The sequence below is a fragment of the Vibrio sp. 10N.261.51.A3 genome, from assembly GCF_041471965.1.
In the GTDB taxonomy this organism is placed as follows: Bacteria; Pseudomonadota; Gammaproteobacteria; order Enterobacterales; family Vibrionaceae; genus Vibrio; species Vibrio crassostreae_C.
Genome location: NZ_JBFRPK010000065.1, coordinates 1 through 13,781 on the forward strand (window position 1 = coordinate 1; position 13,781 = coordinate 13,781).

Here is a 13,781-nt window from a genome sequence, read left to right on the forward strand (position 1 = left end):
GCTTAAGGTTCTGTCTATGAAACCGTTCTAAGATCATAATGATTGATGAACAGGGCAGAAAGAAACGAGTACCAATTTTGTCTGAACACTAGTTACTGCATTGTTAGGTGTTGAGATGGAATTATCAAAATAATAAAAAGGAAAAACGATGAACACAGTACTTTCCCCAATTGAAGCGAGAATTATCGGTTGTTTGATCGAGAAAGAAGTCACTACTCCCGATCATTACCCACTGACACTGAACAGTTTAACCACGGCATGTAATCAAAAGAGTAACCGTGAACCTGTTCTCTCTCTTTCTGAGTCAGATGTTTTAGATGCGGTTGATGGCTTAATCGGACGTCGCATGGTGAGCGATGAGAGCAGCTTCAATAGCCGCGTTAATAAGTATCAGCATCGTTTCTGCAACACTGAGTTCGGTGATCTGCAATTTACAGAGCAAGAGCGTGCAATCATCTGTTGTATGTTACTGCGCGGCGCGCAAACACCCGGTGAACTTCGTACTCGAACGGGTCGCCTTGCAAACTTTAGTGATGTGAAAGAAGTAGAAGCAACATTAGATAAGCTAGCTGCAAGAGAAGCAGGTGCCTTAGTGGTTAAGCTGCCACGCGAAGCGGGTAAACGTGAATCACGCTACCAGCACTTGTTGAGCGGTGAAGTGGATGTTGAAGCGTTTGCGACGGCATCAGTAAGCGCGGCTGCCCCCTCTGCAACGAGTGAAAAGTTTGAAGAGCTTGAGTCTGAAGTTGCAAGCCTAAGAGCAGAAGTGGCAGAGCTTAAGGCTCTGGTTGAATCACTGCTTTAAATGTCAGATGTTGATAAAAATGCGGATTGGGTCGTGTACTTGATCCGCAATCGCCACAATGCCCTTTATTGTGGCGTTACGAACAATCTAGAGCGTCGATTTGAACAACATCAAACCGGTAAAGGCGCTAAAGCTTTAAAAGGTAAAGGCCCGCTTAAGCTGGTTTGGAGTTTTGATGTTGGCTCAAAAAGTGAAGCATTGAAAACCGAATACGCGATCAAGCAATTGCCTAAATCCCGCAAAGAAAAACTGGTATCACTCAAACTGATTATTGAGTGGCAAAAAGACAAAATTCAATATATCGAAGTCTCATAATTCATAGCCAAAATGTTTGTTATTGATTAAATCTTAATAATGTAAGGGTCTATAATAAATTAAGCTAAGCTTATGAATTTAAATAGTAATTACTCTTACTGTGAATGGGCTGAAATCATGATTGAACTCGTTGCTCTTAATCTCCATTCCAAATTAACATATTGCTCATTTAGAATGTCGTTCTAATTAGTGTTAGACGCTATCATTTATCATCGTTGTCCTACATAATATCCATTAGCCATACAAAGAGATGGTGTCATGCTAGGTTAAAAAATGAGCCAAAGTAGCTCATATAAAACGAGAAAAATATGAAACGTTTACTGATGTTGTTTGGACTTGCCGTATTTTCTGCGTCCGCTCTCTCCCATGGTACTCATGTCCTCAATGGGTACTGGGAATACCAAGATTATCTTTCCACTTTTCCAGAACAAAAAGCATTGACCGATAAAATGGTCGAGGCTGTACAAAATCACCCTGTGCCACTGAGAAGAATCCAAGATGAACCGATCACGATTTCCGTGGTGTATCCGGGTCAACAGATCTCGGATTACTGGGTTCGCAATATTCAAGCCTTTGAGAAACGTCTCGATAGGCTGAAGATCCGCTACCAAATAAATCAAGTATTTACCCGTATTAATGCCGATCTCGCGCAGCAGAGCATTTCATTGCAAGAAGCGATTGAAAACAAGACGGATTATTTGATTTTCACGTTAGATACCACGCGCCACCGCAAGTTTATTGAGCACGTGTTGACCTCTACAGATACTAAGTTGATCCTTCAAAATATCACGACGCCAGTGCGAGCTTGGGCGGATAGACAGCCATTTATGTATGTGGGTTTTGACCATGCGACAGGCAGTTTAAAACTGGCGGACTATTTTAAACAAGTAAGTCCGCCAGACAGTAAGTATTCTGTTTTGTATTACTCACAAGGCTATATCAGTGATGCGCGTGGAGATACTTTTATCCATGAAGTGAATACGGATACCAACTTTACCCTTAAGTCTTCGTTTTACACAAAATCAAACAAAGACAGTGGCTACCAAGCGGCTAAAATCAGCATAGAGAACGATAAGGATCTAGACTTTATCTATGCATGTTCAACGGATGTCGCTCTCGGTGCAATGGAAGCGATTCGTGAATCGGGCCAAGACATCTTAGTGAATGGTTGGGGAGGCGGCTCTGCTGAACTTGAAGCCATTGCAAGGGGCGACCTAGATGTTACTGTCATGCGTATGAACGACGATACAGGCATTGCAATGGCAGAGGCGATCAAGTGGGATCTAGCCGGTTTGGAAGTGCCTACCGTTTACTCTGGTGAATTTGAAATTGTCACCAAGGAAGATTCCCCAGAACGTATTTCAGAACTTAAACAGCGAGCATTTAGGTACTCAGGTCACTAATGAAGAAAAGTTACGCCAGTACACCTAGAAACACTTTAGCTAGACTCATTACGCGTATCGTTATTTTGGTGATAGGCGTGATGGCACTTGGCGTGCTTATTCATAATTATGAAACCAGCAGTAATATCGTACAGCAAGAGACGAATCGAACGGTACAGCAAACCTCAAGCCTGATCCAAAACATGTTTGATTATCGTTTGTCGGTGCTGCAAATCCATCAAGACAGTAGCTCACACAGTGAAACTCTCAGAGAGTACTTTGATACGGGTAATGACGAGACTCTGAGCTACTTTTTCTTTGGTGTTGACCAACGTGAACCGGATCATGCACCAGATTTACGCTTTGTCTCAACCCACGATGGTTTGGCTTGGGAAGACGGCAACAGTCAATTTTATGGTTTGGATGAGTCCAACTTAAAGCATATTTCTGATGAGGTTTCGTTCAGCAGTAATTGGCATTTTATTAAACTGAGGACAGATATAGGTAAGCGTCACTTGTTGGCTCGCCGTACCCCTATTGTTGATAACGCTACTGGGGAAGTCCTTGGTCAACTCTATATCGCCATTGTGCTTGACAACAACTTCTCTTTGGCTGAGTCAATCCAACAGGGCAGTAATAGCGAAAATATCGTGATTGAAGCGCACGGTACACCGGTGACATCGACATTCAGTGGTGATGAAAGCTACACCATTACTGACATCCTCAATTACCAAATGTACGAACAGTTGCCGCGTCATTTCGTTACCATCGCAACCATTAAGATTAATGCTGTTGAAACTCCTTTAATCATTCGAGCTGTTCAAAAAAATAATAATTTCATTGCGTTAGAAGAGAATTATCAGCGTGCGATCATCGTGGTGATTGTGGTGATCATATTGATGTCTTTTTTTGCTCGAACTTGGATTCAAAAGAGAGTCTCAGCCGAGCTTGATAAGCTAATGGACTTTACTCGTTCGGCAAGTGCTAGCGAAGAGTACAACAAGTTCGATGGCTCTAACATTTTCGAATTTCACCATATTGGTTGTACTCTTGAAGACACCTTTGAGCGCTTATCTGAACAGAATCAAAAATTCCAAGATCTCTTTAACTTTGCTCATTCGCCTATCTTAGTTTGGTCTGAAAAAGGCGATTTGATTCAGATGAACCCCGCCGCTCGCATGGCGTTGTTCGATGCTGATGACAATTATGGTCCAATTGCCCAAGAGTTTGAGCAGCGAATGCTGCCTAATATTCAAATGGTGGTTCAGGGTTCTAAACTGACGGGTATTAACGTACCCATTGGTGAAAAGGTGTTTCGTTGGAACATGTCTGCTATTCGCGTGGAACACGGCATCACAGGAGTGGTGGTACAAGGGCAAGATATTACTAAGCTAATCGAGGCGGAAAGACAGGCTGATCGAGCAAGAGAAGAAGCTGAGCATCTTGCGAATGTGCGAGCAGACTTCTTAGCTAAGATGAGTCATGAGATTCGCACGCCGCTCAACGGTATTCTCGGTGTGTCTCAGCTGCTCAAGCGCTCTATGCACAATGAAGATAATCGCGAGCAGGTGGATGTACTGTGTAATAGTGCGGAACATTTACTGGCGGTACTTAACGATATCTTGGACTTCTCAAAGATTGAGCAAGGGCAGTTTAATATTCAAAAGAAAGACTTCCGTTTAGGGGAGTTAGTTAATACCTTAGACAGCATCTATCGACCGCTGTGTGAAGATAAATCCGTCGAATTTACCATTGTGAATCACTTGGTTGATGACATTGAAATCAATACCGACCAAGTACGCCTCAATCAGATCATGTTTAATCTGTTGAGTAATGCTTTTAAATTCACTCATCAAGGCGGTATCTCCGTCAGCTTTGAGATCGAGAGTATCTTTAACTCCGATCACGCCAGCTTGATCGTTCGAGTGAAAGATTCTGGCATTGGTATTGATGAAAGCAAAATTGATGCTGTTTTTGAACCCTTTGTTCAAGCCGAAGAGACCACCACTCGTGAATATGGTGGCACTGGTTTAGGACTTACAATTGTAAAAAATCTGGTCGATATGCTGGAAGGGGACATTCAAGTCCGCAGCGTGATAGGTCAAGGCTCAGAGCTCACGATAGAAATTCCTGTAGTCGTACACGCCAAGCCGCTATTAGTCGATGCTAAGCAACAAGCTGAGGTTGAGCCAGAGGCGTTGTTTAGTCGACCTTTGAATGTGTTGCTGGTGGAAGACAATCACACCAACGCCTTTATTGCTCAGGCTTTCTGTAAGAAATATGGCATGGTCGTCACCTGGGCAAAAGATGGCTTAGAAGCGATTGAGATGGCTAAGACGATTACCTATGACTTGATCTTGATGGATAACCAACTCCCTAATCTCGGTGGTGTTGAAACCACTCAGCAGCTAAGAGGTGAGATTGGTGTGTCAGCCCCTATTTATGCGTGTACCGCTGATGCTCAAGAGTCAACTAGAGACAGCTTTATGGCCGCAGGGGCGAATTACGTGATTGTAAAGCCGATTAAAGAAGAGTCGCTCCACCAAGCGTTTGTTCATTTCAAAAACTCATACTGGAATGACACAGAGCACTAGGCTTTAACTTAGTGCTCTTTAATGGAGTCTGTTGAAGAGAAGTAACTAATTTTCTGCCTTTATATCGAGCCAGCGACAAAGGCTTGTTCCAATAGCAGCGTTTTCAACTCATCACTCATATCTAGGTGTTCAGGGAATTGGATACCTAGCAGCCAGCCTTGTCTTTGCCTTTTCTTACTTACCACCTTGTAGACTAGATCGTCACCTAAGTACTCATTTAAGTCAGAATTAACTTTTATCTTCCAGCCGACATCAATATCTGATTGCTGGGTAAGATAGATACCGCACCCTGACGCTGAAAAGTCGACTAGTGTGGCATCCAGCGACAAGGTATCAAAAGTGACTTCACAGCTGAGACGTACTTTATACCTTTCGTGTTCACGAATAGGCTTGGTTGCAAAGTTTGAGGGTGGGCGAAGGAAGATTAGATGTGCTGGAGAGGTGATATGAGCCAGTACATTGGTTTTGAACGCGACAATGTGCCCAAGTTCGGTGTCGGTAATCGCACGAACAATAATATCAACGTTTGTGAGCTTTCTCAGCGTCAGTGCTTCTGTCGCTTTTTGCGTAAGCTCTAGGATGAGGTACTGATCTTCTTTGTGTCCGATATAAAGTGTACTGATCTGGATTGAGTCGTCTGGGCCAAATTCCAATACACCTGCTGTTTTTGTACCTGGCTTTAGGTATCTGAACAGTTCTAAGTTTTTATCTTTATGCATATTCGTTACTGAACAATGTTAATCGTTTGATAAAATAATATAACGCCCTGATAAAACTATGTCATTAGTTTCATTGAAGTAAATAGCAGCGTACAACAAAAAAGTGAATCGCTATCTCAAGTAAACAACGGCTTACTCTTGTCGTAAAACAAGATACACTGCTGACAGATATATACTTGATGGAGAAATAGTAAATGGAACTGGAAACCTTATTGAATACTCTGGCTGAAACCCCAGAGGCCGTGCAATTTGAAGATACAATGCAAGTGATCGAAGCTCACTATGATTTTTCTGAGCGCGAATTTCGCAATGGTGAGGTAGTGAACGCTGCAGGGCAGAATAATGGTTCGTGTAAGATTTTTGCTTTTGGTTTAGAGCAAGGCCTGTCAGCAGAGCAAACACTTGCTTGTTTTGGTCAATTTTATCGTAACGACGTGCTAGGTTTTCCAGAGAACAGCGACCATCAAAATATTCGTAACTTTATGGTTCATGGCTGGAATGGTATCCAGTTTTCTCAGCCTGCGCTGGTTGCAAAAGTGAAGTAGACACTAACCAGGTAACGATTAGGTCGAAATTTAATCTCAGTATTTTGAAGCGAGAAAACAACCTCTCGCTTTTTTTGTCTATGTTGAACTGGCTAGTAACTTGCTATCTAGTAACTTACTAAATGGGCTCTAAACTACTGAACGGGCAGGGCAGACAAGCACTTACGACACATACAAACTCCAGCCTTTGGAATATCGTTAGTATCTCGTTTTTCTAACTCAAAACACCAACACGTCTCTTTGCCCGCACTGATATCGCATTGAGCTGGCTCATTACACTGTGGACATTGGTGAGTCGAACTCGCGCCACTAAGATTATCCATAACCGACGTTTGCTCTTCTTCAGATAAGCCTTTCCAACCTATAATTTCATCCATTGTTCGAAAGCAGCCACTACACATTCCGCCATTATTTTTACAAGCCGCTCGGCAAGGTGTTTTCATTTCTCTAACCTGTGATTCATTTGGGCTGAAATGTAGCATATTTGTTTCTTCTTGAAGAGCCGTTAAGCTAAGAAATTACTCAGTTAAATTTAGAAATGACCTCGTAATTTTTAGGCTTTTCATGTAGCATCTCGCCCCTTTTGTTGAGTGGGGGGATATTATGTTTATTGGATTTGATTATGGAACAGCGAACTGTTCTGTCGCGGCGATGGTTAATGGAGAGCCAAGCCTGTTACCGCTAGAAGGTAACAACCACTATATTCCCTCAACCGTGTTTGCGCCTACTCGTGAGAGTGTTTCTGAACATCTATTCCGCCACTTGAATATCAAGCCGAGTGATGCGATCGGTGAGCAAGTACTACGACGTGCGATTGCGCTGAACAGAGAAGAGAGTATCGACTTAGTGCCAGAAGACATGGCATTTGGTCAGGCTGCGTTGGACTTATATTTAGAAGACCCTCGCGATGTTTATTATGTTAAGTCCCCTAAATCTTTCCTTGGCGCGAGTGGACTGCATGATGTGCAGGTGAGCTTTTTCGAAGATTTAGTGTGCGCCATGATGGCAAATATCAAGAATCAAGCCGAACTCACGACTCAAGAGCAGATCAAGCAAGCTGTTATCGGCCGACCAATTAACTTCCACGGTCGAGGTGGTGAAGAGGCGAACAGACAAGCTGAAGACATACTGTCTCGCGCAGCTAAGCGTGCCGGTTTCCTTGATATCGCTTTTCAATTTGAGCCCGTAGCCGCAGGCCTTGATTACGAAAGCACATTAACTGAAAACCAAACAGTATTGGTTGTTGATATTGGCGGTGGTACCACCGATTGCTCATTATTAGAAATGGGACCAACGTGGTCTGGTAAAGCGGATCGTACCCAGAGCTTGTTGGCACACAGTGGGCAAAGGGTAGGGGGGAATGACCTCGATATCTATCTTGCATTCAAACAACTGATGTCACCTTTTGGTATGGGCAGCAAAGGCATTTCGGGTATTGATATGCCACTGACTCAATTCTGGAACCCAATTGCGATTAATAATGTTGAAGCTCAAAAGAACTTCTATTCAAGAGAAAACCTAGCGGCATTAAAATTACTTCGTAAAGAAGCGTCAGAGCCTCAAAAGCTAGAACGTTTGATGAAGGTTTATCACGACACTTTGGGTTACGGTATTGTGCGTAGAGCGGAAGAGGCCAAGATTGCGCTGCCAGAATCCCCTCAATATCGTGCTGCGATTAATGTTGCCTCTGAACTGGTCGAGGTAGATATCTCAGTCGAACAGATGGTTGAAGCGATTGAAACACCAAAGTCTAAGATGATTGAGTTGGTTAAAGAAGCGATTCAACAAGGCCAGAAAAAGCCAGACGTAATCTACATGACGGGTGGTTCCGCTCGTTCACCGATACTTCGTGAAGCCGTACAACAAGCTGTGCCGAATGTACCGATTGTGAGTGGTAATTACTTCGGTTCAGTAACTGCAGGTTTAGCTCGTTGGGCTGAGGTTTGCTTCAAATAAGAGTTCAATGATGAGTTATGAAGGGCAACCAGTCGCTGATTGGTTGCCCTTTTTTTGTTTTTCTCTAATGAACTTTCTATTGAACGATTTTTCCTAGCTCATATTGGGATTTGTTTCACAAAGCTAAATATTTCAGCTGAGCTCTACGTGTTACAAAATGTTTCAAAGGCAAAGGCGAGCCTCTCGATGGTCTGATGAGTTACCTTGGGTTTAGATTTTTAATGCTTTTTTAGTGATTATAAAATCAAAAATAATCAAAGTATTTATCTCAAAGAATGAAAGGAGATTTCAGTAATTGTCTTGTTAATCAACTGTTTTAAAAGGTATTTTTGTTTTTTATAGTGCGATTTTTTTTATTTTATATATTTTAATGCAACTTTCTTGTCATTCGTATATTAGGGTTTGCCTACTTGTTAAATGCAGGTAACAACTTCTCCGTAAGCACGAGGTTGTTAGTGAATAACTCACCCAGTTACATAATGGACATGACAAATGAATAAGAAACTTTTAGCGCTAGCAATTTCTGGTGCAGTATTTGGTACACAGGCAGTTGCAGTAGAACTTTACAACGAAGACGGCACAACATTCTCAGTTGGCGGTCACGTTTCAGTTGCAGTTGGTGATGTAAACAGCGACGATCGTCAAAACAGCGATGACATCGGTGTTGAAACTGTTTCTCCACGTATCAACTTCGGTGCAACTCACGAACTTGGTAACGGCTTTACTGCTGATGCTAAAGGTGAATGGGCGCTAAACATGCTTGACGGTGGTGATCAGTCATTCACAACTCGTCTTGGCTACATTGGTCTAACTCATGAAGACTTCGGTCGTGGTGTTGTTGGTACTCAATGGGCGCCATACTACAACGTTGCTGGTGTTGCAGATATGCCAATCGCATTCGCGAATGACTTCATCTACGACGATCACGGTAACCTAGGTACTGGTCGTGGCGAAGAGATGGTGAGTTACGGCAATGCTATCGATTTTGGTAACGCTGGTTCTCTAAACGTAGGTGTTGCATGGCAAGGCCGCAAGACTGATAAAGTTTCAGATACAAACACAAACAAATACGGTAACCGTGCTCAAATTGCATTGAACTACGCAATTGCTGATTTCACAGCAAACTACGCATACAACACTGGTGATGTTACATTTGGTAACATTGGCGGTGGTTCTAAAACCGCTGATTCTAACGTAGTGAGTGCTACTTACGGTTCTTACGGTTCTGAAGGTCTATTCTTAGCTGGTGTTTATGCTATGAATAACTACATGAACTCAAGCGCTGGTGTTGCTTTAGAAGAGACAGTTGCAGTTGAATTACTTGCTTCTTACGCACTTTCTAACAGCCTGAACTTAAGCGTTAACTACGAAGCGGTAGAAGACGACAAGATGAGTGAAACAGTATTTGCTACAACTGCTCTACAAGCTGAGTACAACTTCACATCTCAGTTCGTAGGCTTTGCTGGTTACCAGTTCGACCTACAAGGTTCTGGCGTGTACAAAGAAAAAGCTGACGACCAGTGGCTACTTGGTGCTCGTTACTACCTATAAGTCGCAGACTGATTTAGCATAGTGTTTACTCCTTAGGTTTACCTTTTAGGATACTGTCCTAGACACCATGCTAAGCCCTCTCAAACCTTTTGGTTAGAGAGGGCTTTTTTCGTTTTGGGCTTTTGTCTTGAATGGTGATTTCGCACTATTGCGACCTTCGTATAAACGCTTTCAAATCATCGAATTGAGCTAAAGATCAGAATTTAGATATTGGTAACCATCTTGTCGAAGACTCTCATTTTATGATGCGTTAAACTCTCCACTCAAAAAAATAGTTCAGGGATAAACTATGAGCAGTGTTGTCGATCAGGAACAGCTGATGAATTCGAGACGAACAGCAACCCCAACTAAGGTGCTGTGTGTTGGGCGTAACTATGTCGATCACATCGAAGAACTCAATAACGCAATCCCAGACTCTATGGTGGTTTTCAATAAACCAAGTACCAGCGTTACGTCATCCCTGTCTTCTTTTCATCAAGAAGCGCTGCACTACGAAGCAGAGATCTGTTTTATTGTTGAAAACGGTGAATACTCTGCTGTGGGATTCGGCTTAGACCTTACCAAGCGTGAGTTGCAAAGCAGTTTAAAAGCCAAAGGTTTACCTTGGGAGCGTGCCAAAGCCTTTGATGGTTCCGCTGTCTTTAGTCGCTTTGTTCCCGTTGATAATTTTGATCTCTCTGACTTAAACCTAGAATTATTTATTAACTGTGTTCGTGTTCAGAAAGGACATGTTGAGCAGATGCTTTACTCTCCAAAAACTATCCTAGAAGAGCTGTCTTCTTATACCACCTTACTAGACGGCGATGTTGTGATGACAGGTACGCCAAAAGGTGTTGGGGCCGTACATCGAGGCGATATCTTCCTTGGTCGCCTAAAGTGTGGCGATACGACATTGATTGAGATCGAATGGGTAGCAAGTTAATTAGTCTTTTCTATTTAGTTAATAAATTGGCTTTGTCGCTTAATGTTGGTTTTTAATTCGATTAAATAAACGTCGAACAACTGATTGCATCTGGAAGGGTGTTAGTAATTGATATAAAATCCGCCTCCGTTTTTATCAATGCTGACCCTCATGATCGACTTAACCATTTTACCTGTCTACCTGACTGCCGTTGTTGCACTTCTTCTTTTACCTGGCCCTGATATGTTACTGATTGCGAGTTCAAGCATGAGCTATGGCCGTAAGGTCGGCGTGTTTGCAAGCCTAGGTAATGCGACTTCTGGTATCATTCTGACAGTATTAGCGGCTATGGGTGTATCAGCGTTGATCGCAATGAGCCCAATAGCGCTTAAAGCTCTACATTTGTTAGGCGGCGCGTACTTGTTGAAGATGGGATGGGACTGCCTGCGAACAGAGCAGGGTAACGCGCCTGAGTTAAGCGATAACTTTGCAGCAAAAGCCTACTATCAAAGAGCGCTAATCAGTAACCTGCTTAATCCTAAAGCGTTGGTTTTCTTTGTGATGTTTCTGCCTCAGTTTGTGTCGACGAATATTGAAGCGACTTCCGGTCAGCAGATGCTTGTTCTGGGTTTATTACTGAATGTTCTCGGCTTAACGTTTAACTTTTTGCTGGTGGCGTTAGTGGGTACGATTGGTAAATCTCTCGTAGAAAACGCGAAGTTTCGTACCTATCAACAGAAAGTCATGGGCGGAGTTTTCATCGTGTTAGCTATCTGGATGTTGTCTTCTTTCTTTACTTCGTAGACGAATCAAATCAGACATCTTCTCGTGGTTAGCCGCTGAGACAAAAATGGACGCTACGAGCGTCCATTTTTTATATTTAACCGTTACATGTTGAACGCGCTAAATCGCTATGAATTCAACTCTTGTTGGTGTTGTTCAATCAGTTTCTCCATGTACTTCTCACCGCGCAGGCGAGTGTCTTCGTAGGTTTCTGTCCCTTCAAATTTTGTCACCGTCTCATAGTAGACCTTAACTTTTGGCTCAGTACCGGAAGGTCTTACGATAATGCGTGAACCATCTTCGAGATGATAGATGAGTACGTCACTTGCAGGCAGGTTAATGGCTTCAGTATTGCCTCCAATGACGAAGCGTAAAGAAGACTGCAAATCTTCAATTACAGAGATAGCGACACCGTTGATTGCTTTAGGCTGTGCCGAGCGGAGCTTAGAACCAATCGATGGTGAGTCTGGGTCTAGTGCAATACTTCGCTGAGCGTTGGTATGAACCCCATGTTCAAATGAAATTTGAGCGAGAAGATCCCAAACTGTTCGACCTTGAGATTTTAACTCCTCAACCAATTGAGCAAACACGACAATAGCAGACAGCCCATCTTTGTCTCGTACTTGAGTACCAATTGTGTAGCCTAATGCTTCTTCATAGGCGAACAAGAAGTCGTTCTGATCATTTTCCAATTGCATGCCAATATTCGCTAACCATTTAAAACCTGTCAGCGTTTGGAAATAAGTCGCCCCGTGGGATTGAGCTACTTTTTCAAGCAATGTTGAAGATACGATACTGTTACCAACTAATTGGTTTTTGGTATGCGGCTTTGAGAGTAGATAATGAGCGAATAGCACGCCGACTTGGTCACCTGTTAGCATTTTGTATGAGCCATCATCTGTTCTAGCTGTATCGTCAGTTCTAACCGCAACGGCAAATCGGTCTGCATCTGGATCGTTGGCACAAGCAATGTCGGCATCGACACTTTTTGCTAAGTTAACCACCAGATCCATCGCGCCTTTTTCTTCCGGATTCGGGAAGTTGACGGTCGGGAAGTTACCATCGGGCTCTCTTTGCTCGGCGACGCTGAACACCTTATGGAAACCAGAATCGTGAAGTAGATCCTCGGCCATTTGTGCGCCGACACCATGCATTGCGGTATAGGTGATGGTGGTGTTCGCCGATTCGATCTCGTCACTCACGTATGGGCTCTGATTGATCGCAGCGCGGTAGGTTTGATAATAGCCTTCAGTTAACCACACCAACTTACCTTGCGTTTCAGCGTCACTTAGGCTCATTAAAGGGAGCGGCTTGGTTGATGCGATATCGATTTCAGCGGCAATACCCGCGTCGTGAGGAGGAATGATTTGAGCGCCATTCTCCCAGTACACTTTGAAACCATTGTATTCTGGTGGGTTGTGGCTGGCCGTCACCACAACGGCAGCTGCGGCGTTGAAGTGCTCAATACCAAAAGCAACGATAGGGGTCGCCGCGACGTTCGAGGTTAGATAAACCTTAATGCCTAAAGCCGTGAGTACGGAAGCGGTATCAATCGCGAACTGCTTTGAATCTAAACGGCCGTCATAACCGACGACCACACCGCGGATGGTCGCATTAGCGATATGTTCGATTAAGTAGTGGCCGAGCCCGGTTGCTGTTTCCTGTATGACTAAACGGTTCATTCGATTTGGGCCGCATCCAACTTTGCCTCTAAGTCCTGCCGTTCCGAACTCTAATCGTTGAGTAAAGCGGTCTTCAAGTTCGTCGTGCATTCCCTCATCGATGAGGTGTTGAAGTTCTTCACGAGTTCTTGGATCTGGGTCTCTCGCTAACCAATTCATTGCATCTTGCATAATCACTAAACCTATTAATGTCTGTATGACTTACCGTTGATTTAATTTAAGTGATATTAATTCTCATTTCCATGAAAGCAATCGTAAAACTCGATATAAAATAAATTCCAACGGCACGAGGGCACGTAGATTAAGCCACTTCAAATAATTGACTGTTTAGTAAGTAAACTTACCTTGAATAATTGGATATCACTAACTAGCCTTTTACATAAATATAACAAAATTTAACAAATTCGCCGTTTTTGAATCTTTCATGGAAACCTCCAACGCTTTTGAACCGTATTAGTTCTTGGGTTTATATGAGGTCAGTAGCCTGCTCACAGGCTAGTTCCATGTGAGTTGTAGATTGAGATTCAGCCTTTTCATGTGTAGCCGGA

General features: G+C 43.1%; 12 protein-coding genes. 9 read left to right on the forward strand and 3 right to left on the reverse strand.

The window, feature by feature from the left end:
- Positions 1–148 precede the first annotated feature (148 nt).
- From AB4371_RS15990 to luxQ, 4 genes are all read left to right on the forward strand, one after another.
- The gene (locus tag AB4371_RS15990) at positions 149–805 is read left to right on the forward strand and encodes a YceH family protein (protein ID WP_019823422.1); all 657 of its coding nucleotides are present in this window, start codon (positions 149–151) and stop codon (positions 803–805) included.
- Positions 806–1,120 carry a GIY-YIG nuclease family protein gene (locus AB4371_RS15995; protein ID WP_050621727.1) on the forward strand — a complete coding sequence of 105 codons (315 nt, stop codon included), beginning with the start codon at positions 806–808 and terminating at the stop codon, positions 1,118–1,120. It abuts the gene before it with no gap.
- A 308-nt stretch (positions 1,121–1,428) separates the two neighbouring features.
- Positions 1,429–2,523, forward strand: coding sequence for an autoinducer 2-binding periplasmic protein LuxP (locus AB4371_RS16000; protein WP_372150322.1), 1,095 nt, complete (start codon positions 1,429–1,431; stop codon positions 2,521–2,523).
- Positions 2,523–5,096, forward strand: a complete 2,574-nt coding sequence (gene luxQ / locus AB4371_RS16005; RefSeq protein WP_372083073.1) for a quorum-sensing autoinducer 2 sensor kinase/phosphatase LuxQ — start codon at positions 2,523–2,525, stop codon at positions 5,094–5,096. Before AB4371_RS16000 ends, luxQ begins: the two co-directional genes overlap by 1 nt.
- 59 nt (positions 5,097–5,155) lie before the next feature.
- Here the strand turns inward: luxQ and AB4371_RS16010 are convergent, their stop codons facing one another.
- On the reverse strand, positions 5,156–5,815 hold the full coding sequence (locus AB4371_RS16010; RefSeq protein ID WP_372132494.1) for a PilZ domain-containing protein: 660 nt from the start codon (positions 5,813–5,815) through the stop codon (positions 5,156–5,158).
- 194 nt (positions 5,816–6,009) lie between these two features.
- On the opposite strand from AB4371_RS16010, the gene AB4371_RS16015 reads away from it, so the two are divergent.
- Positions 6,010–6,360 carry a HopJ type III effector protein gene (locus AB4371_RS16015; protein WP_017061764.1) on the forward strand — a complete coding sequence of 117 codons (351 nt, stop codon included), beginning with the start codon at positions 6,010–6,012 and terminating at the stop codon, positions 6,358–6,360.
- 134 nt (positions 6,361–6,494) lie between these two features.
- On the opposite strand, the gene AB4371_RS16020 is transcribed toward AB4371_RS16015, so the two are convergent.
- The gene (locus tag AB4371_RS16020) at positions 6,495–6,803 is read right to left on the reverse strand and encodes a DUF1289 domain-containing protein (RefSeq protein WP_372150323.1); all 309 of its coding nucleotides are present in this window, start codon (positions 6,801–6,803) and stop codon (positions 6,495–6,497) included.
- Between the two features lie 160 nt (positions 6,804–6,963).
- Here AB4371_RS16020 and yegD point away from each other — a divergent pair, with 160 nt between their 5' ends.
- From yegD to AB4371_RS16040, 4 genes are all read left to right on the forward strand, one after another.
- Complete coding sequence (gene yegD / locus AB4371_RS16025) at positions 6,964–8,316, forward strand: molecular chaperone (protein WP_372150324.1); 1,353 nt, start codon at positions 6,964–6,966, stop codon at positions 8,314–8,316.
- Between the two features lie 492 nt (positions 8,317–8,808).
- Positions 8,809–9,867, forward strand: a complete 1,059-nt coding sequence (locus AB4371_RS16030) for a porin (RefSeq protein WP_372083072.1) — start codon at positions 8,809–8,811, stop codon at positions 9,865–9,867.
- Positions 9,868–10,156: 289 nt separating this feature from the next.
- Positions 10,157–10,789 (forward strand): fumarylacetoacetate hydrolase family protein, encoded by a 633-nt coding sequence (locus AB4371_RS16035; RefSeq protein WP_017071641.1) that lies wholly within the window; start codon positions 10,157–10,159, stop codon positions 10,787–10,789.
- A gap of 150 nt (positions 10,790–10,939) precedes the next feature.
- On the forward strand, positions 10,940–11,572 hold the full coding sequence (locus AB4371_RS16040) for a LysE family translocator (RefSeq protein WP_017068640.1): 633 nt from the start codon (positions 10,940–10,942) through the stop codon (positions 11,570–11,572).
- Between the two features lie 107 nt (positions 11,573–11,679).
- Here AB4371_RS16040 and AB4371_RS16045 read toward each other — a convergent pair whose 3' ends face one another.
- The gene (locus AB4371_RS16045; protein ID WP_372150325.1) at positions 11,680–13,404 is read right to left on the reverse strand and encodes a phospho-sugar mutase; all 1,725 of its coding nucleotides are present in this window, start codon (positions 13,402–13,404) and stop codon (positions 11,680–11,682) included.
- Positions 13,405–13,781 lie beyond the last annotated feature (377 nt).

Bases quoted from the DNA above. Each gene is read 5' to 3' on its own strand.
- luxQ (WP_372083073.1), top strand. From the start codon at position 2,523: ATGAAGAAAAGTTACGCCAGTACACCTAGAAACACTTTAGCTAGACTC.
- AB4371_RS16020 (WP_372150323.1), bottom strand. From the start codon at position 6,803: ATGAAAACACCTTGCCGAGCGGCTTGTAAAAATAATGGCGGAATGTGT.
- AB4371_RS16000 (WP_372150322.1), top strand. From the start codon at position 1,429: ATGAAACGTTTACTGATGTTGTTTGGACTTGCCGTATTTTCTGCGTCC.
- AB4371_RS15995 (WP_050621727.1), top strand. From the start codon at position 806: ATGTCAGATGTTGATAAAAATGCGGATTGGGTCGTGTACTTGATCCGC.
- AB4371_RS15990 (WP_019823422.1), top strand. From the start codon at position 149: ATGAACACAGTACTTTCCCCAATTGAAGCGAGAATTATCGGTTGTTTG.
- AB4371_RS16015 (WP_017061764.1), top strand. From the start codon at position 6,010: ATGGAACTGGAAACCTTATTGAATACTCTGGCTGAAACCCCAGAGGCC.
- yegD (WP_372150324.1), top strand. From the start codon at position 6,964: ATGTTTATTGGATTTGATTATGGAACAGCGAACTGTTCTGTCGCGGCG.
- AB4371_RS16035 (WP_017071641.1), top strand. From the start codon at position 10,157: ATGAGCAGTGTTGTCGATCAGGAACAGCTGATGAATTCGAGACGAACA.
- AB4371_RS16040 (WP_017068640.1), top strand. From the start codon at position 10,940: ATGATCGACTTAACCATTTTACCTGTCTACCTGACTGCCGTTGTTGCA.
- AB4371_RS16030 (WP_372083072.1), top strand. From the start codon at position 8,809: ATGAATAAGAAACTTTTAGCGCTAGCAATTTCTGGTGCAGTATTTGGT.
- AB4371_RS16010 (WP_372132494.1), bottom strand. From the start codon at position 5,815: ATGCATAAAGATAAAAACTTAGAACTGTTCAGATACCTAAAGCCAGGT.
- AB4371_RS16045 (WP_372150325.1), bottom strand. From the start codon at position 13,404: ATGCAAGATGCAATGAATTGGTTAGCGAGAGACCCAGATCCAAGAACT.